This is a genomic window from Chryseobacterium sp. FR048, from assembly GCF_056844665.1.
On the sequence record NZ_JBXDSE010000001.1, the window covers coordinates 210,473 to 234,636 of the forward strand.

Genomic DNA, 24,164 nt, shown 5'->3' on the forward strand with positions numbered 1-24,164 from the left:
TGATGGATTTCACATTCATCAATGATCTTTTATCAAGTATTATGTATGAAAAAGAGACACGAACAAAAACTGGTTATTCTGAGTATCGGGCTGATGATTGCTTTCAGTATTCCTATTTCTCTTCTGTTCAACAGTGAGAAAGAAGTTCTTGGCTACCCTATGATCCTGGTTTATCTGTTCGCCGTCTGGATGATTTCCATTGTGATTTCATTAGTCATTGTAAAAAAGTATAATGAATAGTCTCGCTTTATTTTTTGTAGTCTTGTTTTATCTTGCTCTTTTATTCTTAGTTGCCCACCTGGCAGAGAAGAAGAAAGGTAAGCGCTGGATCAACAATCCTTATATTTATGCATTGTCTCTCGCCGTGTATTGTACAGCATGGACGTACTACGGAAGTATTGGGGTAGCTGCAACAAGCGGATTAAATTATTTACCCATCTACATTGGCCCTGTCATGATTATTCCGGCATGGATCTACATCAACACCCGGATTGTAAGGATTTCCAGAGTCAATAAAATAAGCAGCCTTGCCGATTTTATTTCTTTGAGATACGGAAACAGCAGAAGCTTCAGTGCTATCATTACCATTGTATGTCTTCTGGCCATTGTTCCTTATATCGGACTTCAGATTAAAGCTATTTCTGAAACATTTCATTTGGTGACGGAAACTCCAATGTCAAAAGATATACTGACAGACAATGCCACATTTGTAGTGGTTTTAATTGCCCTGTTTTCTTCTTATTACGGCACCAAATATGTAGATGCTTCAGAAAAACGTCTGGGAATTATTTCTGCGATTGCCCTGGAAAGCTTTTTAAAACTTTTCTTCATTATTATTCTTGGATTTTTTGTCATTTATTATGTATTTGACGGATTTTCGGACATTTACCAGAAAGCAAGCAGGTTTGATGATTTCAAAGCAAAAAACACGTTCAACGGGATTGAAGGTGCGATGAACTGGATGGTTTTATGCATGATCTCTGCTACGGCAATCTGTATATTGCCAAGACAATTCCACACCGCTATTGTTGAAAACCGACAGGAAAAGCACATCAGAACAGCAGTCTGGTTTTTTCCGCTTTACCTTTTGATATTCACGGTATTTATTTTCCCGATTGCATGGGGTGGAAGATTAATTTTTGACGGGCAGAAAGTCAATCCTGAATTTTATTCTATTTTAATTCCGCAGCATTTTGACAATACGCTGATTACGGTTCTGGTATTTCTTGGCGGATTGAGCTCATGCATTTCCATGATCATCATCTCCGCCATCACTTTATCGATCATGCTTTCGAATAACCTCATCATTCCTTACGGTCTGTTGGGAAAGCTTAAGTCTGAAAATGAAGAACAAAACACCAGAAGCATCACGAACATCAGAAAATTCAGCATTTTCGCATTGATCATCATGGCTTTTGCTTTTTATAAGTACTTTATCCTGAAAACATCACTGGATTCTGTAGGTTTGATTTCTTTTGTGGTGATTGCCCAGCTTGCTCCTGCATTTTTCGGAGCTTTATTCTGGAGAAGAGGAAGCTATAAAGGCGCTGTTGCAGGATTAGCTGCCGGACTCGCCATCTGTTATTTCGGACTGATCATTCCACAATATTATTTTTCCTATAACCAGGAATTCAAAGGAGTATTGAGAGAAATGTATGATGCTTTCGGATTTTTCACTATACCTTATTTGGGAAGAATTCCGCAGATCTTTTTCTGGTCTCTTTTGGTAAACACCGGTTTATTTACCATTATTTCAGTAAGCATCAAAGGAAACTACCGTGAAAGAAATTTTGCTGAGCTCTACGTGGATATTGACAAATACATTCAAAATCATGAAAATGCTTTTATCTGGCGTGGCACCGCGTACATTTCCGATATTCAGAATATTCTTGAAAGATTTTTAGGGAAGAATAAAACTGAGCAGGCCCTCAGAATTTTCAATTTAAAATATAATATCGACTCCAAAACAGAAACTGCCGATTCAAGGTTCATTAAATTTTCCGAAAACCTTCTGGCCGGAAGAATAGGAACTGCCTCTGCAAAAATCCTGATCGAAGGAGTCACCAAAGAGGATAAAATATCCTTAAAAGAAGTACTCAACATCCTTGAAGAATCTAAAGAAAACATCAGCCTCAATAAAAAACTCACAGAGCAATCTGAAGAACTACAAAAATTATCTGATGACCTGAGAACCGCCAATGAAAATCTGATCGTCAAAGACCGCCAGAAAGACGATTTCCTGGATTCTGTAGCCCACGAACTCAGAACCCCGATTACCGCCATCCGCTCTGCAGGAGAAATTCTGGCAGATGACGACGACATTCCCTTTGAGATCAAACAGGAGTTTTTAAATAACATCATCACAGAATCTGACAGACTAAGCGAAATCATCAATGACATTCTTTATCTGGACAAGCTTCAGCACGGTGAAATCTCACTACACATCCGCCAAAACAATATTATTGAAACCTACAAGAAAGCATTAAACCCACTCCTCCATCTGATCCAGCAGAAAAATATTCATTTAAGTGAAGTTAATCTTTTGAATCAGTCTATATTTGAATACGATGAAGCCAGAATGATTCAGCTGCTGCAAAACATCTGGGGAAATGCGTTGAAATTTACAGAGGAACAAGGAACGATACAAACAAAGCTCTCCGAAAAGGAAAATCAGCTGATGATCTCAATCTTTAATACAGGAAAACTGATCCCTGAAGAAGATTTGGAGATGATCTTTGACAAATTTTATCAATCTAAAAATCAAAATATTTTAAAACCTACCGGAAGCGGGCTCGGACTGGCCATTTCAAAAAAAATCATCCAGGCTCACGGAGGAAGTATAAAAGCGGAAAATAGCGGACTGGGTGTGACTTTCACAATAACCCTTCCCGAAAAAACGACAAAAGAGATTACAAATGAAGTTGAACACCACTAAAGCCTATTTATGAGAAAGATAATCATTGCAGATGATGAACATAAGATATTAATGTCACTGGAATACAGTTTTAAGAAAAACGGTTATGATGTTTACATTGCAAGAGACGGAACAGAAGTTCTTGATTTTTTAAAAACCATGGTTCCGGACGTCATTTTACTGGATATTATGATGCCCAACCTTGATGGGTACAGCACTCTGGATATCATCAAACAGGATGAAAAGCTTAAAGATACCAAAGTCATCTTTCTGAGTGCGAAAAATAACCCAAGGGATATTGAAAAAGGGTTGGAAATGGGAGCTGATGCTTACGTAACGAAACCCTACTCCATCAAAAAGCTGATGCAGCAGATTGAGGAAATGTTTTAAGAGATTAGAGGAGCTACTACTCTCGAAATTCTCCTCGTCAAGGCTTAAAACCTTGACAAGGAGAGCAGTTAAACCTGAAACACAAAAACTAATATGGATACCGATACATTATTTAAACAAAGTATAGACAATAAAGAAGAATTCTGGAAAGAACAGGCAAAAGCAATACAATGGTTCAAATTTCCGGAACACATTCTTGCCAAAGATGAGAATGATTACCCGCAATGGTTTTCCGACGGACAGCTCAATATGTGCTATCTGTGTATTGACAGGCATATTGAAGATGGCTTTGGAGAACAAATCGCTATTGTTTATGACTCTCCTGTTACTAACCAGAAGAAAACCTATACATTCAATCAGGCCAAAGAAGAAATTTCAAAATTGGCAGGTGGCCTTACCTCTCTGGGATTAAAAAAAGGAGATACAGCCGTAATCTACATGCCCATGATACCGCAGACTCTTTTTGCTATGCTTGCGTGTGCAAGAATCGGGGTTATTCATAATGTGGTTTTCGGAGGGTTTGCCCCACATGAGCTGGTGGTAAGAATTGACGACTGTAAACCTAAGGTTCTGATCACAGCAACCGCAGGAGTAGAAATTGCCAAAAGAATCCCTTATCTCCCATTGGTAGAGAAAGCCATCGAACTGGCACAGGATAAAGTAGACAACATTATCGTTTACAACAGAAAACTGGTAGACAACCAACACGAGATGTTCGACGGATTGATTGACTACGAAGAACTGGTTCAAAAATCAGCACCTGCCGACTGCGTTTCTGTAGAATCTACTCACCCGCTTTATTTACTTTATACTTCAGGAACGACAGGGAAACCCAAAGGAATTGTCCGGGATACCGGAGGCTATGCCACTGCTTTAAAATTTTCCATGAAATATGTATACGGAGTAGAACCCGGAGAAACGTATTGGGCTGCTTCTGATTTCGGGTGGGCCGTAGGACACAGCTTTTCCGTCTATGGACCTTTAATCAACAGGAATACCACTATCATTTTTGAAGGAAAACCTATTATGACTCCTGATGCCGGCACTTTCTGGAGAATTATTTCAGAATATAAAGTATCGGTCATGTTCACTGCCCCTACAGCGATCAGAGCGATAAAAAAAGAAGATCCCAATGGAGAATTGGTCAGAAAACATGATCTGTCACATTTCAGAAAACAATTCCTTGCCGGAGAACGATGTGATGTTGCCACATTGGATTGGTTTGCAGAGCATATCGGCGTTCCGGCTATTGACCATTGGTGGCAGACGGAATCCGGATGGCCAATGCTGGGTCTGATGACTTTTGATGAACATTATAAGATCAAAAGAGCTTCTGCCGGAAAACCCATTCCAGGTTACGACATTAAAATTTTTGATGAAAATGGCTATGAATTGGATGCCCATCAGGAAGGCTATTTAATTATAAAACTTCCGCTTCCTCCAGGTGCCATGCTGGGAATATGGAATGACTATGAGCGTTTTCAAAGCAGCTATCTTTCTCAATACAACGGATATTATTTCTCAGGAGACGGAGCCATACAGGACGAAGACGGCTATATTTTCATTACCGGACGGGTAGATGACGTTATCAATGTAGCCGGACACAGACTTTCCACTTCTGAAATGGAAGAAATTGTGTCATCACACCCCGATGTTGCAGAATGTGCTGTTGTCGGAATTGATGATGAACTGAAAGGACAGATCCCTTTTGCCTCCATAGTATTGAAGAACGGAACATCAATCTCAGAAGAACAGGTTGAAAAAGATATTATTCAAATGGTTCGCGAAAAGATCGGAGCCGTCGCTTTTTTAAAAAACGCAATGGTAGTCAAACGTTTACCCAAAACACGATCCGGAAAGACGCTGAGAAAGCTTATAAGAACACTACTGGATGGAAAAGATTTTCAGATTCCATCCACCATTGATGACGAGAAAATTATTGAAGAAATTCAGGAGAAAATCAAGGAATATAGGGCTTAAGCCAGAAATTAAACATATATTTAAGTATTTAATACATCGCAAAAACAATTGCAGATACAGCCTCACAGATCAGCCCAATCATGCCAGTTTTTGGTAACTGAAATTCACAAAATCCGTGAAATCTATGAGATAAAAAAAACAAATAAACAATACACAATATTTATCAATCAAAATTCAAAAACGAAAGGGATATGAGAAATTACTTAATAGAAGATTTACCACAATATTTTGAAGATTATAAAAAGTCTATCAAGAACCCGAAGAAATTCTGGGACAAGGTAGCCGATCAAAACTTTGTTTGGTATCAGAGATGGAGCAAAGTTGTTAAGTACGATATGAATGAAGCTAAAATTGAATGGTTCAAAAATGCCAAACTTAATATTACCAAAAACTGCCTGGACAGGCATCTTGCTACAAGAGGAGACAAAACAGCTATTATCTGGGAACCGAACGATCCGAAAGAGGAAGCTCAACACATCTCCTACAACGAATTATATACCCGTGTTAACAAAACAGCCAATGTTCTGCGTGACCTGGGTATTGAAAAAGGAGACAGAGTCTGTATTTATCTTCCGATGATCCCCGAACTGGCCGTTACTATGCTGGCATGTGCTAAACTGGGAGCCGTTCATTCCGTAATTTTTGCAGGGTTCTCAGCATCTGCAGTAGCTTCAAGAGCCAATGACTGTGAAGCGAAAATGATTATTACTTCAGACGGAAGTTATAGAGGCAGCAAGGTTCTGGATCTGAAAAGTATCGTGGACGAAGCTCTGGAAAAAACAACAACCATTGAAAAAGTATTGGTCGTAAAGAGAACCCACAACGAAATCAAGATGCAGGAAGGAAGAGATTTCTGGATGGCAGATCTTTATGAAAAAGCCTCTCCCGATTTCGTGACCATGATTATGGATTCCGAAGATCCGCTCTTTATTCTTTATACGTCAGGATCTACAGGAAAACCGAAAGGGATGCTGCACACCTGTGCCGGATATATGGTCTATACCGCTTATACTTTCAAAAATGTATTCAACTATAAAGAAAATGATATTTACTGGTGTACTGCCGATATTGGATGGATCACCGGACACTCTTATATTCTTTACGGACCGTTATTGAATGGGGCTACGACTGTTATTTTTGAAGGAGTCCCTACTTATCCGGAGCCGGACCGCTTCTGGGAAGTTATTGAAAAACATAAGATCACTCAGTTCTACACCGCTCCTACAGCAATCCGTTCATTGGCTAAAGAAAGTACAGAATGGGTAGATAAGCATGACCTGAGTACATTAAAGGTAATAGGATCTGTAGGTGAACCTATTAATGACGAAGCATGGCACTGGTTCAATGACCATGTAGGAAAGAAAAAATGCCCTATTGTAGATACATGGTGGCAGACTGAAACAGGTGGAATCATGATCTCTCCTCTTCCATTCGTTACTCCTACCAAACCAACCTATGCGACTCTTCCGCTGCCGGGCATTCAGCCTGTTCTGATGGATGACAAACGTAATGAGATCACAGGAAATCAGGTAACAGGAAATCTGTGTATCCGTTTTCCGTGGCCGGGTATTGCAAGAACCATCTGGGGCGATCATCAAAGATATAAGGAAACCTACTTTACCGCTTTCCCAGGAAAGTATTTCACAGGTGACGGAGCCTTGAGAGATGAGGTGGGTTACTACAGAATCACAGGTCGTGTAGATGATGTCATCATTGTTTCCGGACACAATCTGGGTACAGCACCTATTGAAGACAGCATCAACCAGCATCCTGCTGTAGCAGAATCTGCGATTGTAGGGTATCCGCATGACATCAAAGGAAATGCACTGTATGGCTATGTAACTCTTAAAGAAACGGGAGAAAGCCGTGATAAAGAAAATCTGAAGAAAGAAATCAACCAGTTGATCTCCGATCAGATCGGACCTATTGCCAAGCTGGATAAAATACAGTTTGTTTCAGGGCTCCCTAAAACACGTTCCGGGAAAATCATGCGTAGAATATTGAGAAAAATTGCGGAAGGAGACTTCAGTAATTTCGGGGATATTTCTACTCTTTTAAATCCTGAGATTGTAGAGGAAATAAAAAACGAAAGAATTTAAATTTCAGATAATACATAAACACAATTGGCGAAACCAAAAGTAAAAAAACAAGTGCTATGACCGCCGATTTATCACTGAAAAATAATTCAATTTTAAAGACCATTTAAATAATCTAAAAAAAGCACTCAATTGAGTGCTTTTTACATTACTTTTTTAGAATTCCTCTTTAATTTTATTTAAATAGGAGTAATCTTCTTTAACTTTCGCCAACCAGCGATCTCTCCCTTCCGGCTTATTTATAAAATCTGAGTGAAAAGTTTCTTTTGCCGAGTAACTAGCTATCTGTTTCGCTAAATCTTTTACTAACAGCGCGTTTTTCGGATCTTTTTTCAAGGTTTCCAGTGCATTGTATAAAAGACAGTAGCCAATATATTTTGTCTTTACTAACTCTTTAGTATAGTTGGCAATTAGATTAGCTTGTTCCTGCGTTGGGTTATTGTTTTGTATTCCAAGAAGGTCTTTTTTAGCGAATAATATATAGATAACATGTTGCTTTGATGCGGTACTCAAATCCGGATGGTATAAAGCATTAATTTCTTTCCAGTCAATCTTAGGATCATTCATTTTATTACCAAGGTCATTTTCAACATTGAAAGCCATAAAATCTGTATGAGCGTCGAGGTATGGTAGTTGTTGTGTATATTCTTTTCCTGAAGGAATGTCTGCTGATCTTTTTGTTATAATAGATGATTTAGCATTTTTATCTTGGCTTTGCTCAGAGACCGGATTATCATCTTTACAACTGGTAAGTATAGTAGTTACAACTGCAATACTTAAAATTATTTTTTTCATATTCATTTTTTTTTGGTATTCAATTTTTTTTTCTAACACCCTACCGACATTCCTTGCTCCCAACCATTAATAACTCCTTGCTCAAATACATAATCTGATGTAGCATATGCATAATGAACAATTGCTCCGCGAGGAGGAGTTCCACTACATGCTGTTCCATTGGGGACATTCCATCCCATACCTACACCATAACCACCAGCGGATACATAACAGCTAGACGTACATACTCTAGCTTCAACAACTATAACAGCTGCAAAAGCTATAAAGGTCATAATTTTTTTCATAATTGTTTTTTTTAAGTTAATATTTAGTTTCATGTATTAAACTGCAATACTACAAAACAAGTATAGTAATTATTTTTTAATCACAACTATGGGAATCCGTACTTACTAATATTGTTTTATTATATAGAATACATGTAAGATGAAATAATGTTTTGGCTGAATAAAATTCTTTAATTTGTTGTAATCGCTTTTTCAACTGAACTCAAACTGCTTGGCTTAATATCATTTTTTTTAATCTTTCAGATATTTTATACTGACTCAAACCTTCAGTAAGATACTTAACAATTAATTTTTCTACTTCGTCCATGAAATAAAAAAACATCTCTATATGAAATAGCCCTTTGTCTTATTTCAATATGATTTACTCAACCTCTTAAAATAGAAAAATAGAGGTCAAAATTAGAGTTAAGCTCAAATGTCTTAAACAACCCGCTAAAAATCAATAGCTTAAAAATATTAAAATTTTATTAAAAAATTTTTACAAAATAATCAAAATTAAACAACCGTTCAATAAAATTTAGCAATACAAATCATTTTATACTGTAAATGAAATGTTAATTAACAAATTTTATTGATTTAACCGCAATTAAAATAGGAAAATAATCACTAACTTTAATCATAACTTTTAAACCTATTAATTATGTCAAATATACTAGCTGGACTATTTGAGCATCACAGCGACTACAAAAAACTAGAAAGTGATCTGGAAAATTCAGGTTTTAAAAATGAAGATTACATTGTGTACCTTACTAGTGATTCTAATAATTCCCAATATCTGGCAAGTGTTACCGTAAAAGATAATAGCCAGATTGATCTCGCCCGGAATATTTTCATTCAGAATGCGGCACTAAAGTCGTACTTATTTGAAAACATGAACGTTAGTGAAACAAATTATGACACGATAAAAAAATACATTGATGCAAGAAACAGGGCCGAAATTCACAACAGCCCCGATATTAAAATCAAAACATCAAGTGACGGTATGAATTCAGAAGTGAAATTCTAATCGGCATAAACCTAATAACTAAAGATCCGTAGACACCTCTGCGGATCTTTTCTATTTGAAAAAACTAAAAATTTTCGTATTTTCGTTTTATTATAGGCATCTGCACAAATGAGTTACGATTTAGAACAAGAGAACAAAGAGATCCTTGCCAGATATAAGGATCTGATTTCTAACACCTACAGAACGTTGGATGAGGAAAACAATAAGCTCATCCGAAAGGCATTCGATATTGCATTGGATGCTCATAAAGATCAAAGGAGAAAGTCTGGGGAACCTTACATCTACCACCCTATCGCCGTGGCCAAAATTGTGGCGACAGAGATTGGGCTGGGTGCTACGTCTATTGCCTGTGCATTGCTTCATGATGTCATTGAAGATTCTGATTACACCTATGAAGATCTGAAAAAAATCTTTGGAGAAAAGATCGCCAATATCGTCAATGGGCTCACCAAGATCTCCATCATGAACCACCAGAACATTTCTGTACAGTCTGAAAACTACAGAAAGCTCTTACTGACTCTTTCTGAAGACTTCAGAGTGATTCTGATCAAGATCGCAGACCGCCTTCATAATATGCGTACTCTGGAAAGCATGGCTCCGGACAAGCAGAAAAAAATTGCTTCGGAAACGGTCTACATCTACGCTCCTATGGCTCACCGTCTTGGGCTTTACAACATCAAATCTGAGCTGGAAGATCTTTCTTTGAAGTACAACAGTCCTGAAGTCTATAATGAGATTACAGAAAAATTGGAGCTGGCCAAAGAAAGCCGTGAAAGATATATTGAGGAATTCAAAAAAGAGGTTTCTGAAAGGCTTCGTGAGGAAGGTCTGAATTTTAAGATCAAAGGCCGGGCAAAAGCCATTTCTTCTATCTACAGAAAAATGCTGAAGCAAGGGGTTTCCTTTGAAGAGGTTTTCGACAACTATGCAATCAGGATCATTTATAAATCTGATGCTAAAAATGAAAAATTTCTTGCCTGGAAGATCTACTCCATAGTTACCGATGTATACCACAGTAACCCGTCCAGAATGCGTGACTGGATCACCCAGCCCCGTTCTACAGGATATGAAAGTTTACACTTAACGGTTCTGGGGCCTGACAGAAAATGGATCGAGGTACAGATCCGTTCGGAAAGAATGGATGAAATCGCTGAAAAAGGGGTTGCTGCCCATTACAAATACAAAGAAGGCTACAAGCAAAGCTCTGACGACCGTAATTTTGAAAAATGGGTTACGGAGATCCGGGAAGTTCTTGAGCAGCAGCAAAACCTTTCCACTTCTGAGCTTTTGGATAATATCAAGCTTAATCTTTACTCAAAAGAGGTATTTGTATTTACGCCGAAAGGAGAAATTAAAATTCTTCCAACGAACGCTACTGCACTGGATTTTGCTTTTTCCGTTCACTCTGACCTGGGAATGAAATGTCTGGGTGCCAAGATCAACGGAAAACTGGTTCCTATCTCCTATATCCTTCAAAATGGGGATCAGGTTGATATTCTTTCTTCACAGAACCAGAAACCTAAATCTGACTGGCTGGAATTCGTGGTCACTTCGAAGGCTAAGTCCAAGATCAAAAGTTACCTGAATTCTCAGAAAAACCAGCTTGTAGAAGAAGGTAAAGAAACACTGCAAAGAAAACTTCGCCATGCGAAAATCAATTTCAATGACGAAGAGGTAAACAAGCTACAGAAATTCTTTAATTTAAAATCATCTCAGGAGCTGTTCCTTAAATTCCAGACGAATGAACTGGATGCCAGCAGCCTGAGAAAATATATTGAAAGTAAAAACGTATTCAACAATTTACTTTCGAGATTCAGAAAATCCCCGTCCAAGAATCAGCACTATGAAGAACCGAAGGAACAGAATCTTGACATGATCGTTTTCGGAAAAGACGAGGAGAAACTGAACTACACCTACGCAAAATGCTGTACCGTAATTCCTGGAGATAAGATCTTCGGATTTATTACTATATCGGACGGAATCAAAGTCCACAGTGACAACTGTCCGAACGCTATTAACCTGAGAGCACAATATGATTATCGGGTTATTCCTGCCAAATGGGTCAATGCCGAGAGCTTCAAGAACAGGGTGAAAATTGAGATTGAAGGACTCGACAGAATGGGAATGATCAACGATATTACCACTGTCATCAGTGGAAGCATGGGAATGGACATGAAAAGCATGTCTATTGAATCCAACAACGGCGTTTTCACCGGAAACATCAACTTGGAAGTAAAAAACAAAGGTCAGCTGGAAGAGACCTTTAAAAAACTTAAAAGTATCAATGGCGTTTCAAGAGTGAGACGATTACAATCCTAAGTATGAATTTAACCCTTTATTTTAAAAAATTTTTCAACAACAGTCAGGCCTCAGGAATTATCCTTATTTTCTGTGTGCTTATTTCATTACTAATTGCCAATTCATCGGCAGCAGAGACATTCCAGAATTTTCTGGATAAGGTAGTGGGAACTCACCTCTTTGGACTGGAGTACCCGGTAAGCATCTGGATCAATGACGGGCTGATGGCAGTATTTTTTCTATTGGTAGGTCTTGAAATCAAAAGAGAGCTTGTAGAAGGCGAACTCTCTTCTTTTAAGAATGCTTCATTACCTATTTTTGCTGCAGTGGGCGGAATGCTTGTTCCTGCCGTTATCTACAGTATTTTCAACTCGGGAACTGAGTACAGCAACGGCTGGGGAATTCCTATGGCAACGGATATTGCCTTTTCATTGGCTATTATTTCCATGCTGGGAAAGAAAATCCCTAATTCAATCAAGATATTCTTAGCTGCATTGGCTATTGTAGACGATCTGGGAGCTATTCTTGTTATTGCAATCTTCTATACGGAACAGATCCACTGGAGCTATCTGCTGCTATCTTTTGGAATGACTGCCCTTCTGTTTATTTTGAATTTTTTAAAAGTAACCAAAACGATATTCTATATTATTCCGGGGCTCTTTTTATGGTACTTCCTTCATCATTCCGGGATTCACGCAACGATTGCAGGCGTTTTGCTTGCATTCTCTATTCCTACCAATGCTTCGAATGTAGAAATTTCTCCTTTGGAAAAACTGGAGCACCAGCTTCACATTCCGGTAAGCTTCCTGATCATGCCGATATTTGCATTGACCAATACCAATATTACGTTTTCAGGTGATATGGTTGCAGGAGTTACCAGTACATTGGGATTAGGAATTATCTGCGGATTGATATTAGGAAAACTGATCGGAATCAATCTGTTTTCTTTACTGGCTATTAAATTAAAACTTAGCGCTTTACCTCAAAACAGCAACTGGCTTCAGATGATAGGTGTAGGACTGCTGGCAGGAATCGGATTTACCATGTCTATTTTTATCGCTTTGTTATCCTTCAAAAATGAAATTCACATTCAGGATGAAGCTAAATTTGCCATTCTGATTGCCTCATTTATAGCAGCTATCTTAGGATTTACTATTTTAAGCATGAGCTCAAAAGGAAATATGGAACCGGAAGAAGATTAATTCTTTTTCTGGTTCTCCAGTTTTCTCCGATGTTCCTCATCACCATCAAAATCAGGTTCTGTAACAGATGTATGATACTGAACGGTTTCCTTCTGGATCTCGTCTGAAAGCAATTTCTCTATTCTGAGTTTTCTGATGGCCATATTCAATTCATTGCCGAACAGAAGAAGGTATACATTTACATTCACCCAAACCATCAGCAGAATCATACTTCCAATGGAACCGTACAGAACGTTGTATCTCGCAATATCTTTTACATAAATGGCAAAAATATAAGTCGTGGTCACAAATAATACCGTAGTAAGAACCGCCCCAGGAATGGCTTGTCTGAATCTGGTGATCTTCACTGTTCCCAACCAATAAAACAGAGTGAGAAGGATAAAATAGAACAACGGAAATGAAACAAAACCGATGATCTTGGAAAGGTTGTCTACCAGCCATGTTATATCATAGGCCGGGGTAAACAGCTTCATTTTAACCTCTACATAATAGACTCCGAAAAGGGCCAAAAATACAATAGTAACAAAGCCTATCGTAATGAAAAAAGAAAGGATAAATTCTTTGACATCACTGAGTTTCTCCTCAGAATTTTCATTAAACCCATTGATCAGAGAAAAGGTTCCATTGGTCGCAAAAATGAGTGCCAGTACAATGGTAAGGTTACTGATCCCCTTCATATTGGGAATAATATTGTTCTGTATATACCCTCTCACATCATTCTCCATACTATTGGAGGGAAATACATTATGCATCAATACATCGAAAATATAAAATTGTAATTTATCATAAAGAGGCATATGAGGGAGTACGGAAAGCAAGAATAAAATGAAAGGAAATAAGCTCATGGTAAAGCTCCAGGAAATGGCAGCTGCCTTTCTGCCGATCTTATCTTTAAAAATTCCTGAGATATAAATCTGAAACATCTGCCAAAGTGATATTCCCAAAACAGGAATATGGATGCTATCAAAAAACTCTTGAATCTTCAAAATAAAATTAGGAACCTTCACACTCATCTATTTGCTTGTCTTTTACAAAGGTAGGAGAATTAAATTAAATGAGGAGCGATTAAATAAAGCAATTAACGGTACATAATAAAACAGAGCAGTCCTGTTTTCCCGAATGTAACAGCTTCAAAGATGATGTATAAAAGCAACAATCTCCTCTCCCGGAAAGCCTTTAAATTCTACTTTCCCTGCCTAAACTTTGAATCAAAAACTTTAAGCAGTATCTTTGCCCTCTGAAACTTTTATCAATGCGAATCAGCTTACTTTGTATCGGCAAAACAGATGATAAAGAGATCACCTCTTTAATTAATTATTATCTCAACCGCTTACCCAAACACTGGAATTTTGAAATTATAGAAATTCCTGATGTAAAAAACGCAAAAAACCTCTCTCCGGATCTTCTGAAAAAGGAAGAAGCCAAACTATTCCTGAATCATATCGACAAAAACGATCTTGTTGTGATGCTGGATGAAAAAGGGAAACAATTCACCAGCCGCGAGTTTTCTCAAAAAATTGATACCTGGATGAATTCTTCTGTGAAAAAGGCTCATATTCTGATAGGAGGAGCCTATGGCTTTTCAGAAGAAATGTATAACAGAGCCAATGAGAAAATGTCATTATCCAAAATGACCTTTACCCACCAAATGATTCGCCTTTTTATTGTAGAACAGTTGTATAGAGCTGACCAGATTCTTCAGGGTAAGCCTTATCATAACGACTAATACTGAAAAATGGCCTTTGTAAGGCCATTTTTATTTTTTGTAACAATATTTTATTTCTTTGTGAAGCAAACCGTATCGGTTCCGCTGTTATAGCAATAAGTTCCCCTTTTCAGGTTCTTTTTAGTACTCTCAAACTGATCCTTCAATCCATATTCACGATCTATAATCATCAACCAGTTTTGAACTTTAAGCCTTAAAGGCGTTGTTTCCTTTTTCTGTTGGGCGGAAGGATAAAGCTCAGGAAAGGCAAATGTTTCTATTGTATTATTTCGCAAAAGCTTCACCGTTAAAGCATCTCCATCCAGGTAAGACATTCCCTCGTCATTATAGGTTTCGTTTACAGCATCAATGCCGGCATCTTTCAGCTGAGAAATCATTTCCCGGCTTTTATCCGGAAACTGATTCGTTTCAATAAGCAGCTCTATATCGCTTCCCTTCTTTTTCAAATGGGTATTGATCGTGGCTGAATAGGTATCGTCTTTATAATGTTTCAGTATAATCGTCTGAGGCGAATTACAAAGGTTAAATTCATAATAGCTGATATATTCCTCCGCTTTCTGACCTTTTGAAAATCCATAAAATAACAGGGTTGCTGTTAAAAATATTTTAATCGTTACGTTATTCATTTTTTATGTGGAAGTCCCCGGAAAACAGTTTACTTTTTTGTACACTTGGTATAATATTCTGCCAGTATTGCTTTTTCATATCCTAAAACAACTGCTTTATCCAGGTTGTCGCAAGCTTCCTTAGGTTTGGCTGTATCAAATAAAACCAATGCTTTAGTGACATAAGACTGTGCAAATTTCGAATCTATAGTAATTGCTTTATTGACGTCCGTAAGGGCTTCCTTATATTTTTTCATTTTTAAATAAACATCTGCCCTTCCGTTATACAGCAAAGATTCCGGTTTTTCTGAAATAAGCTGATTGTAGTCTTTCAGTGCTCCGTCAAGATCACCGCTGTTTTTCTTCAGATTGGCTAGTCCTGTTTTGGCAAAAATATTATCCGGTGCAAAGGTCAGTATCTGATTGAGATCCTTGATCGCCAATTCTTTTTTTCCCTGACTGTCATAGATTTTGGAACGGGTAAGATACAGATCAGGATTTTTGTCATCTACCTGAAGGCCTTTCTGAATATACTCCAAAGCTTTCACTTTGTTTCCTTTCTGGCTGTGTAATGAGGCAAGATTGGCATAGACGGAAACCGACAAGGGATTGGCCTTTAAAGCAGACTCATAAGATTTAAAAGCAAGCGCCGCTTTACCCTGTCTTCTCTGAGCGGTCCCGAGATAGTCATAATACTCTGACTGAAATTTCTGGATTTGCTCTTTTTCTGCCAGTTTGGAATACTGTTCTTCGGCACATTTGTAATCCCCTTTTTTGAAACAGTCTTCGGCCAGTTTTTTGTCCTGGGCATATCCATTCAGGGAAAAGCAAATACATGCTGTCAGTAATAAAATTTTTTTCATGAGGTTATAGTTTGTTTATTGATCACTTTTTTGGCGAGTGCACCAAATATCACTCCCAATAAAGATCCAACAAACGCTCCCACCAAAATATCAATTGGAAAATGCACTCCTAAATAGATTCGGCTGTAAGATACAACCAGAGCCCATACAAATATAGCATAAGGAAACCATTTAATCTGCTTTTTCAGTAAAATACCTAAATAAGTTGCCAAAAAGAAGGTATTTGAAGCATGAGCAGAGTAAAACCCAAACTGCCCGCCACATTTCACAATCCTCATGTGATGCTCCAAAGTAGGATCATGGCATGGTCTCAACCTGGCCACTCCATACTTGAAAACATTGGCAAGCTGATCTGAAATCACAGCCCCAAGGGTTAAAAATATAAGAATAAAAACTAAAGATCTTAGTTTGTAGTTTTTGTATAAGAAATAAAGGAATATAATATAAAGGGGAACCCAGATCCATGTACTGGAAATCAACATCCAAAACTGATCAAAAGAAGAGTCTCCTAAATTATTAAGGTACAGAAATACCTTTTTATCTTCCTGAATGAGCTCCTCCATACCTTATCTGCTTACAGGTCCTTCGTAAGTTTCATCTTCGGAAGGTTTTGGTTTCGGAGGTTCATTGGTAGCCGTCGGTTCTGTAAGAATATCTTTTTTAATATCATTCACAGGGTTGAAATCTTTGGCAGCATCTTTTACCTTTTCGATTTCACGTTTGATTTCGGAAACAGGATTATCCGTCTCCTTCATAATCTCCGTTTTAATATCTTCTACTGCACCACGCATTTTCCTAACACCCGCGCCAAGATCACGTGCTATCTGAGGAAGTTTATCCGGTCCGAATAATACAACGATTGCAATGGCAATGAGTGCCATTTCTCCAATGCTTAATTCCATGCTGTAAAATTACGAAAGATTATACATTTATTGATCGTAAACTAAAAATTTAAACAAATTTTAAGATTTTCAATTTAAAATTACACAATACAGGCGTTCAAATTCAGAAATCTAGGCTTTGAGTACGGCTATAAAGCTGCAATTCGTCAAATACAAATTGACGTTTAAAACTCATCATTAAAATTCCTCCGCCCAACCTACTTCTTTGAAAAACAAGCTTCTGCAGTTTTTCATTTTTTTAATTATTAACAAATATTTAATTCAAATCATTGAGAATTAAATAATGAATCAGTATATTTACTATGCACAATTTAAAAAGATTTAATATGAAAAAACTAGCAACTACCTTTAAAGTTTTTGCCGTAGTCTCGGTGTTAGCCCTCAACAGCTGCCGTGACGAAAACAATGAAATCACTCAGCAGGAAACCGCACAGGCTAAAGTAACCACTGCTGATCTGAAAAAAGAAACTACCCCACTTTCTTCACAAATGGTTCCGGAAACGGTACAAACGCAGCTGGATGAATCCAAAAAGAATCTCGAAGCCCATTTGAAAAGTGACTTACAGATTGCAGAAGTAAATGTAATCGGGAAAATCGCTACCCAAAAAGGAATCGAGCTTTCACAAAATCTGGTCTCTGATAAAGACCAGTTTATCGCATTGGGGAATATTATGGATCCTTCTTCTGTAAAGATCGGGAAAATCGGTGATCTGTATAGCGGAGATGATCTGGCTACAGCCCAAAAAGGATTGCGGGAAACCATCACAGAAGAAGTGAAAACCGGCACCAACGTCATGGAAGTAACCTGGAATGGTAAAAACGGATCATTCAAGACATTATGTTTCTACAATGATTCAGGAATTATCTGGGATAATATTTTTGGCGGATTGGTGATGATGGACACAAGAGCTAATACTGAAACATCAAATGACCGCCAGGCCTCAAAAGTAGTTTCCACATGGTACAAACAATGGTGGACAGCCAACTGGCTTTGGGGATCTAAAAGAGGAGAAATCGGTTATCAGATCACGATTTATTATTCAGGATCTACCGTTTCCAATGCTGATGTAAGCGATTGGGGCTATATCAGCTTAGGAAAAGCGAAGAGCGAAAGTAAGATCCTTAGAAGAACAGGTGCGTTCGGGCAGTGTCAATATGCATTGGGAATCTGTACCCCTACCGGTTCTTTAAGCTTCAATTCTAATAACTTCTCTGTATCATTTTCAGGATTGGGAAGCAACGTGGTAAGCAACGGAACGAAATCACTTTACCCGTAATCTTCATATATAATTAATTTTTATACAGGAAGTTATCTCACTTTTGAGATAACTTCTTTTTTTGAACTTTATTACTATTACACGATTTTTTATTCGTGCATCCGTAGCAATCATATTTTCTCACTGAGTTTATAAAAGGTCTGTGGAATCGACAAAACCTTAGGAATTCTTCTAATATTGTGGAAGTTAAATCAAAGTAAATAATCAGCTAGTTTTCTATTGTTTTCTTCAGAGCCTCAATAGCATTTCCTTTCAATCCAAAAGTATTTTTCAGTATTTCAAACAGCTGCATCTCATTTTTAATAGAAACCGATTCTTTCAGTCCATCATTAGATCTGATATTCAAAACGTGATCTGTGTAGGTATAACGGGCATTTTCGTCTACTTTTGAAAGAATCAGACTTTTCTTAAAATTGGACTCCGGATAAGTAGATAAGTACCAGTTGGGTATTTGCAGATCAATAGGCTCTGTATTTCCCAGTATAAATCGATAAACGGGAAACCATTTGTCATCCTTTCCTGACCAAAGCACATACGTGTCTTCTTTATGGGAGACTTTAAATATCCCGTTAGGTGTTTGTTGTGGTTCTATTTCATTCAACAACAGAGGACTGGTAAGTGTAGCTGTTCCAAAACCACAATCTACCAGATATTTTATTTCTTCCAGATCAACAATCAATAATAAATGGGTTGGCGGAGCAATACTGTTCTCCTCTCTCTTCCAGACGACTCTACCCAGTTGCAGCTTTACTTTAAATCCTAAATACTTTAAAACTTCGCTCAAAAGCAGGTTCTGTTCATAGCAATAGCCTCCTCTGGATTCTACAATCAATTTCCGGAAAAGGTCTTCTATTTCCAAAGAAGGAACAGTTCCTGTGTAAGGATCTATATTTTCAAAAGGAATATACTTAGGATGAAGCTGATGGATTTTCTTCAACGTCTCCAGACTGGCATCATAATTTCCGGAATAATGAATCCGTTCCAGGTATTTTTCTAATTTTAATTCGTCCATACGTTCAGCTTTTTCATTAAAATATGGCAGTTCTGGCCATCCAAAAACCGTTCTAACTCTATGACAAGTTACGGAAATATTCAAACCAGATTATAAAAAAATAAGGTTAAGATGTATCAATTGATCTTAACCTTATCTGTTTTATTTTGAATATTTATCTTCTGAGAGCGTATCTATATTTTTCGGTTTTTTCTGGAACGCAGAATAAGTGACGACTACACTGATAGCCATTAGAATAAACGCTAAAAAGAACGGAGCTCCTGAAAATTTAAAAGGGGCTTCATCGTGGGTAAAAAAGTAAAACAGGTTCGTCATCATCGGAGGTCCGATAATAGAAGTCGCACTCATTAAACTTGTGAGTGCACCCTGAAGTTCTCCCTGTTCGTTGGAAGGAACACTTTTCGTAATCACAGACTGTAAAGCCGGGCCGCAAATACCTCCCAGGCAATATGGAATCAGGAAAACAAACATCATCCAGCCTTCTGAAGCGAATGCAAACAGGAGCAGCCCAACGGCATACAGTGCAAGTCCGTAGTAGATGCTTTTCTGCTCTCCAAGTCTCGGAGTCGTCCATCTGATCAGCAATCCTTGCACTAGCCCAACCAAAAGGCCCACTACTCCTAATGAGATCCCAACCATTCTTTCGGTCCAGCTAAACTTATACATGGTAAAGAAACTCCAGTTACTCTGTACAGCGTGCCCTGCAATATAAATTAAAATCAAAGCAACAATCAGTCCTGAAATTTCAGGGTGTTTACCTAAAAATTTAAATGAACCTACAGGATTCGCTCTTTTCCAGTCGAATTCCCGTCTTTTATCTTTATCCAAACTTTCCGGAAGAATAAAATAGCCATAGAGGAAATTAAGCAAGCAAAGACCGGCAGCAGCATAGAAAGGAACTCTAGCACCATAATGCCCGAGAACACCGCCTAGAACCGGCCCTATGATAAAGCCAAGTCCAAATGCAGCTCCTATCAATCCAAAGTTTTTGGCTCGGTCTTCATCCGTGGAAATATCCGCAATATAGGCACTCGCCGTGGTGACACTCGCCCCGGTAATCCCCGCAATCACTCTTCCTAAAAACAGCCACCAAATACTCGGAGCCAATGCCAGGAAAATATAATCCACAGCAAACCCGAAAAGTGAGATCAGGATAATAGGTCTCCGTCCATATTTATCACTCAGGTTTCCAACAAGAGGCGAAAATATAAACTGTGTAAATGCATAGGCAAATCCTAACCAGCCTCCATATTTTGCGGCTTCACTAATGTCAGCATGAATCAGTTCTTCAATCAATTTCGGAACCACGGGAATGATGATTCCCCATCCTGTAATATCAATCAGTAAAGTAATAAATATAAAGCCAATAGCTGCTTTTTTCTTTGAATTTTCCATGATGCTGCAAAATTAAACAAATCTTAAAAATAATGATTCTAAATTTTACTGTATTAAGGAAGTATAATAGTAAGCCCTTGTTCTGAAATAAAAAAAGTCCTGTTTTTAATATTCACTTCAATGCTACAGAACGCAAAAAATTAAACATTCTATAACAATAAATAAAAAAGCCTGCCTCAAAATAAATTTAATCCAGGCTTACATTTTGATCATTCCCTATTCTTTCCAAATGCGGCTAAGCTTAGCATAACCATTTCCGTTGAATAGGGAAACATAATAGAACCGCTCTTTTAAAAGGTAATTTAATGATATGCTGGGCACAAAAAAAGCCTTTCTTTCGAAAGGCTTTTACTAATTTATTGTAGTTCGTATTACTTTGAAGCAAGTACTTCTTTTTCAGAAGTTGATTTTCCGTGTACTTCTTCTTCTTTTCCTGTCTTAAGGAAGTCATAAGCAATTGCTGATGCAATAAAGATGGATGAATAAGTACCGAATCCGATACCGATCAACATGGCAAACATGAATCCTCTCAGGTTATCACCCCCAAAGATGAAGATCGCAAGGATCACAAGGATGGTTGTGAATGAAGTGTTGAATGTTCTACCCAATGTACTTGAAATAGAGTCATCAAATAATCCAGCCAATGTTAATGATTTCTTCTCTCTCAGATATTCTCTAATTCTGTCGAAGATAATTACCGTATCGTTGATTGAGTATCCTAATACCGTAAGGATTGCAGCGATGAAATCCTGATTGATCTCCATATTGAACGGCATATATTTGTGAAGTAGTGAATACGTTCCCAAAATAATAACCGCATCGTGGAATAATGCTGCTACAGCTCCCAGAGAGAACTGCCATTTTCTAAATCTGAATAAGATATAGATAAAGATACCCGCCAATGCAGCCACTACTGCAAGGATACCGTGCGTCTGAATATCATCCGCTACCGTAGGACCTACTTTCTCAGATGAAATGATCCCTGCGTGGTCTTTGTCTGCAGATTTAAATTCAGTCAGGGTAATATTAGCAGGAAGATCTCCTTTTAATCCTTCATATAATTTATTCTCAATCGTTTGGTCAGCCTTTAAAGATTCGTCTTCAATAAGGTAATCTGTAGAGATTTTCAATTGTTTTGCATTTCCGAAAGTCTTAGCTTCTACAGAAGAATTCTTCCCGTCTTCAGTTTTGAAAAGTTTTACTAATTTTTCTTCAACATCATTAGCATTTACTTCTTTATCAAATCTTACCACATAGTTTCTACCTCCAGTAAAGTCGATACCATATTTGAATCCGTGAGTTACCATAGAAACAATACAGATTACTGTTAATACAGCAGAGATGATGTATGCATATTTTCTCTTTCCGATAAAATCGATCCAAGTATTTCTGAATAGGTTTTTCGTTGGCGGAGTCCATACAGAAAGGTGCTTACCTTTGTTCAGTCTGCTGAAGATCATTACTCTTGATAACAATACAGAAGTGAACAATGTCATGATAATACCGATCATCAATGTCAAGGCAAATCCTTTGATAGGTCCTGTTCCGAAGAAGAATAATACTACCGCAGTCAGTAACGTAGTCGAGTGACCATCGATAATTGCGCTTAATGCATGTTTGAAACCATCTTTATAAGCTTCAAGGATGCTTTTCCCTGCAAATAATTCTTCTTTTGTTCTTTCATAGATAATTACGTTGGTATCTACTGCCATCGCCATCGTCAATACGATACCTGCGATACCAGGAAGTGTCAGCGTAAAGTCTCCGGAATCCATAATTCCGAAAATATAGAATAAGTTGATTACCATTGCAATCACAGCGTACACACCGGCACCACCGTAATAGAAAATGATATAAACAATGATAATTAAGAATGCAATAGCAAATGAAATCATACCAGCGTTGATAGACTCCTGTCCAAGAGACGGACCTACCTGAGTAGCCTGTACTACTTTTGCACCAGCAGGTAATTTACCCGCTCCAAGAACGTCAACCAATTCTTTAGCTTCTTCCTGAGAGAAGTTACCAGAGATTTGTGTTCTACCGTTAGGAATAGCATTTACAACGTTTGGTGCAGTATATACTCTGTTATCAAGAGTTACAGCAACTGGTTTTCCAACGTTTTTCTCCGTTAATGTTTTCCATTCTTTTGCTCCTTTAGAATCCATCTGCATGTCTACCACTACTCTTCCAAGTTCATCATAGCTGATGTTGGCAGTTTCTACAGCACCGTCAACCGGAGCTTTTTGGTTAATGTTACTTCTGATTGCATACAATACTAAATCATCAGGACTTGTAGCTTCAGGTTTGTAACCCCACATGAACTGTGTATATTTAATGTTAGCCGGACGTAAAGACTGACCTACTTTGCTGTTTAAAATTTTGTTTACAACAGCTGTATCAGATAGTTTTACATTGGCAACACCGTTTGTTCTTAATTTGTCAAGCTGTAAAAGATTCATGAAGTTCACATTCTTTGCTACTCCCATAGAATCTCCTTTTGCCGCAACCATAGTTGTCAAAGTCTGGAAATAAGGTGCAATTTCAGGAACCTGCTGTACTTCCCAGAACTGAAGTTTTGCAGAAGTCTGAAGCATTTTCTTCACTTTGTCGATGTCTTTCATACCAGGCATTTCCACAGAAATTCTAGCTGTACCAGGTACTCTCTGAACGTTTGGCTGGATGGCTCCAAGCTTATCAATTCTCGTTCTGATTACCTCGAAAGCTGTACCTACTGAAAGATCAACTCTTCTTTTTACAATACTTTTTACCTGCTCGTCAGTAGTGTTGTACTTGATTTCAGATAAGTTGGTATTTCCGAAAAGTTCCGGATCAGCAAGCTTAAGGTTGGTTCCTTTCGCTCTGTTTACCGCATCGAACTGTTCAAAGAAATTGTCGATGTAAGATTTTGTTGAGTTTTTCTGAGCTTCATCAGTCTTATTTAAAGCCTCAATAAGAACAGGATTGGTAGAATAATTGGTTAAATCATTTACCAAATCTCTTTGGTTGATTTCCAATAGAACGTTGATCCCTCCTTTTAAGTCAAGACCCAGTTTCATTTCCTTGTCCTTAGCTTTTGAATAATAAAGCTTTGTATACCCAAGATTAAGAGTATCTTCCTTGATTCGTTTGATCTCTTTCTCGTTTCCTTTCGCAGCTTCGATCTGCGATTCAATTTTGCTGGCGTACCAGGTTGGTAATAGCTCGTTTAAGCAGATCAACCCCAGGACAATAGCAACAATTGTAATAAGTCCTTTTCCTTGCATTTTGTTATAACTACGTTAAATTAAGTCGGCAAATATAATGATTTTCTTGTATTTTATGAATTTTTAACAACAGAAATGGTTTATTTTCAGATATATCAGCATTCTGATTTCTATTTAAGATTTAACAATTATTTCTTACTATCATAATGAAAT

Annotated in this window: 20 protein-coding genes; 10 read left to right on the forward strand and 10 right to left on the reverse strand. The window is 37.8% G+C overall.

All coding sequences use genetic code 11. The annotated features are described in order from the left end of the window. Positions 1 to 45 precede the first annotated feature (45 nt). The 5 genes from AC106K_RS00940 (at position 46) to acs (ending at position 7,383) form a co-directional block, all read left to right on the forward strand. The gene (locus AC106K_RS00940) at positions 46 to 240 is read left to right on the forward strand and encodes a hypothetical protein (protein ID WP_047094936.1); all 195 of its coding nucleotides are present in this window, start codon (positions 46 to 48) and stop codon (positions 238 to 240) included. Further along, positions 233 to 2,935: an ATP-binding protein gene (locus tag AC106K_RS00945; protein ID WP_482442925.1), complete on the forward strand. Its 2,703-nt coding sequence runs from the start codon at positions 233 to 235 to the stop codon at positions 2,933 to 2,935. Before AC106K_RS00940 ends, AC106K_RS00945 begins: the two co-directional genes overlap by 8 nt. 9 nt (positions 2,936 to 2,944) lie before the next feature. Then, positions 2,945 to 3,304: a response regulator gene (locus AC106K_RS00950; RefSeq protein WP_047094938.1), complete on the forward strand. Its 360-nt coding sequence runs from the start codon at positions 2,945 to 2,947 to the stop codon at positions 3,302 to 3,304. A gap of 93 nt (positions 3,305 to 3,397) precedes the next feature. Further along, positions 3,398 to 5,284, forward strand: a complete 1,887-nt coding sequence (locus tag AC106K_RS00955; protein WP_482442927.1) for an AMP-binding protein — start codon at positions 3,398 to 3,400, stop codon at positions 5,282 to 5,284. Between the two features lie 158 nt (positions 5,285 to 5,442). After that, a complete protein-coding gene (acs, locus tag AC106K_RS00960; protein WP_482443536.1) occupies positions 5,443 to 7,383 on the forward strand; it encodes an acetate--CoA ligase in 1,941 nt (646 codons plus the stop codon). Positions 7,384 to 7,536: 153 nt separating this feature from the next. Here the strand turns inward: acs and AC106K_RS00965 are convergent, their stop codons facing one another. Both AC106K_RS00965 and AC106K_RS00970 read right to left on the reverse strand, forming a co-directional pair. Next, positions 7,537 to 8,175 (reverse strand): hypothetical protein, encoded by a 639-nt coding sequence (locus AC106K_RS00965; protein ID WP_482442928.1) that lies wholly within the window; start codon positions 8,173 to 8,175, stop codon positions 7,537 to 7,539. 32 nt (positions 8,176 to 8,207) lie between these two features. Then, complete coding sequence (locus tag AC106K_RS00970; protein WP_482442929.1) at positions 8,208 to 8,492, reverse strand: hypothetical protein; 285 nt, start codon at positions 8,490 to 8,492, stop codon at positions 8,208 to 8,210. A 607-nt stretch (positions 8,493 to 9,099) separates the two neighbouring features. On the opposite strand from AC106K_RS00970, the gene AC106K_RS00975 reads away from it, so the two are divergent. From AC106K_RS00975 to nhaA, 3 genes are all read left to right on the forward strand, one after another. Further along, the gene (locus AC106K_RS00975; protein WP_482442931.1) at positions 9,100 to 9,465 is read left to right on the forward strand and encodes a hypothetical protein; all 366 of its coding nucleotides are present in this window, start codon (positions 9,100 to 9,102) and stop codon (positions 9,463 to 9,465) included. A 108-nt stretch (positions 9,466 to 9,573) separates the two neighbouring features. Then, the gene (locus AC106K_RS00980; RefSeq protein WP_047094942.1) at positions 9,574 to 11,784 is read left to right on the forward strand and encodes a RelA/SpoT family protein; all 2,211 of its coding nucleotides are present in this window, start codon (positions 9,574 to 9,576) and stop codon (positions 11,782 to 11,784) included. 2 nt (positions 11,785 to 11,786) lie between these two features. After that, positions 11,787 to 12,965: a Na+/H+ antiporter NhaA gene (nhaA, locus tag AC106K_RS00985; RefSeq protein WP_482442932.1), complete on the forward strand. Its 1,179-nt coding sequence runs from the start codon at positions 11,787 to 11,789 to the stop codon at positions 12,963 to 12,965. Here nhaA and AC106K_RS00990 read toward each other — a convergent pair. Beyond that, complete coding sequence (locus AC106K_RS00990) at positions 12,962 to 13,978, reverse strand: YihY/virulence factor BrkB family protein (RefSeq protein ID WP_482442934.1); 1,017 nt, start codon at positions 13,976 to 13,978, stop codon at positions 12,962 to 12,964. The genes nhaA and AC106K_RS00990 overlap by 4 nt on opposite strands. A 239-nt stretch (positions 13,979 to 14,217) precedes the next feature. On the opposite strand from AC106K_RS00990, the gene AC106K_RS00995 reads away from it, so the two are divergent. Continuing rightward, entirely contained in the window at positions 14,218 to 14,691 is a 474-nt protein-coding gene (locus AC106K_RS00995) for a 23S rRNA (pseudouridine(1915)-N(3))-methyltransferase RlmH (protein ID WP_482442935.1), read from the forward strand. 50 nt (positions 14,692 to 14,741) lie between these two features. Here the strand turns inward: AC106K_RS00995 and AC106K_RS01000 are convergent, their stop codons facing one another. The 4 genes from AC106K_RS01000 to AC106K_RS01015 are packed head-to-tail and all read right to left on the reverse strand — an operon-like array spanning position 14,742 to position 17,061. Continuing rightward, complete coding sequence (locus tag AC106K_RS01000) at positions 14,742 to 15,317, reverse strand: hypothetical protein (RefSeq protein ID WP_482442937.1); 576 nt, start codon at positions 15,315 to 15,317, stop codon at positions 14,742 to 14,744. Positions 15,318 to 15,346: 29 nt separating this feature from the next. After that, positions 15,347 to 16,159, reverse strand: a complete 813-nt coding sequence (locus tag AC106K_RS01005; RefSeq protein WP_482442939.1) for a tetratricopeptide repeat protein — start codon at positions 16,157 to 16,159, stop codon at positions 15,347 to 15,349. After that, the gene (locus AC106K_RS01010) at positions 16,156 to 16,722 is read right to left on the reverse strand and encodes a phosphatase PAP2 family protein (RefSeq protein ID WP_482442940.1); all 567 of its coding nucleotides are present in this window, start codon (positions 16,720 to 16,722) and stop codon (positions 16,156 to 16,158) included. The genes AC106K_RS01005 and AC106K_RS01010 overlap by 4 nt, the downstream gene beginning before the upstream one ends. 3 nt (positions 16,723 to 16,725) lie before the next feature. Continuing rightward, positions 16,726 to 17,061 (reverse strand): Sec-independent protein translocase subunit TatA/TatB, encoded by a 336-nt coding sequence (locus AC106K_RS01015; protein WP_047094949.1) that lies wholly within the window; start codon positions 17,059 to 17,061, stop codon positions 16,726 to 16,728. A gap of 326 nt (positions 17,062 to 17,387) precedes the next feature. Between AC106K_RS01015 and AC106K_RS01020 the strand changes: the two genes are divergently transcribed. Then, entirely contained in the window at positions 17,388 to 18,338 is a 951-nt protein-coding gene (locus tag AC106K_RS01020; protein ID WP_482442942.1) for a hypothetical protein, read from the forward strand. A gap of 208 nt (positions 18,339 to 18,546) precedes the next feature. Here the strand turns inward: AC106K_RS01020 and AC106K_RS01025 are convergent, their stop codons facing one another. The 3 genes from AC106K_RS01025 to secD form a co-directional block, all read right to left on the reverse strand. Continuing rightward, on the reverse strand, positions 18,547 to 19,350 hold the full coding sequence (locus AC106K_RS01025) for an arylamine N-acetyltransferase family protein (RefSeq protein ID WP_482442944.1): 804 nt from the start codon (positions 19,348 to 19,350) through the stop codon (positions 18,547 to 18,549). Positions 19,351 to 19,491: 141 nt separating this feature from the next. Continuing rightward, complete coding sequence (locus tag AC106K_RS01030; protein WP_482442946.1) at positions 19,492 to 20,745, reverse strand: TCR/Tet family MFS transporter; 1,254 nt, start codon at positions 20,743 to 20,745, stop codon at positions 19,492 to 19,494. A 371-nt stretch (positions 20,746 to 21,116) separates the two neighbouring features. Further along, positions 21,117 to 24,011 carry a protein translocase subunit SecD gene (gene secD, locus AC106K_RS01035; RefSeq protein WP_482442948.1) on the reverse strand — a complete coding sequence of 965 codons (2,895 nt, stop codon included), beginning with the start codon at positions 24,009 to 24,011 and terminating at the stop codon, positions 21,117 to 21,119. Positions 24,012 to 24,164: the final 153 nt, after the last annotated feature.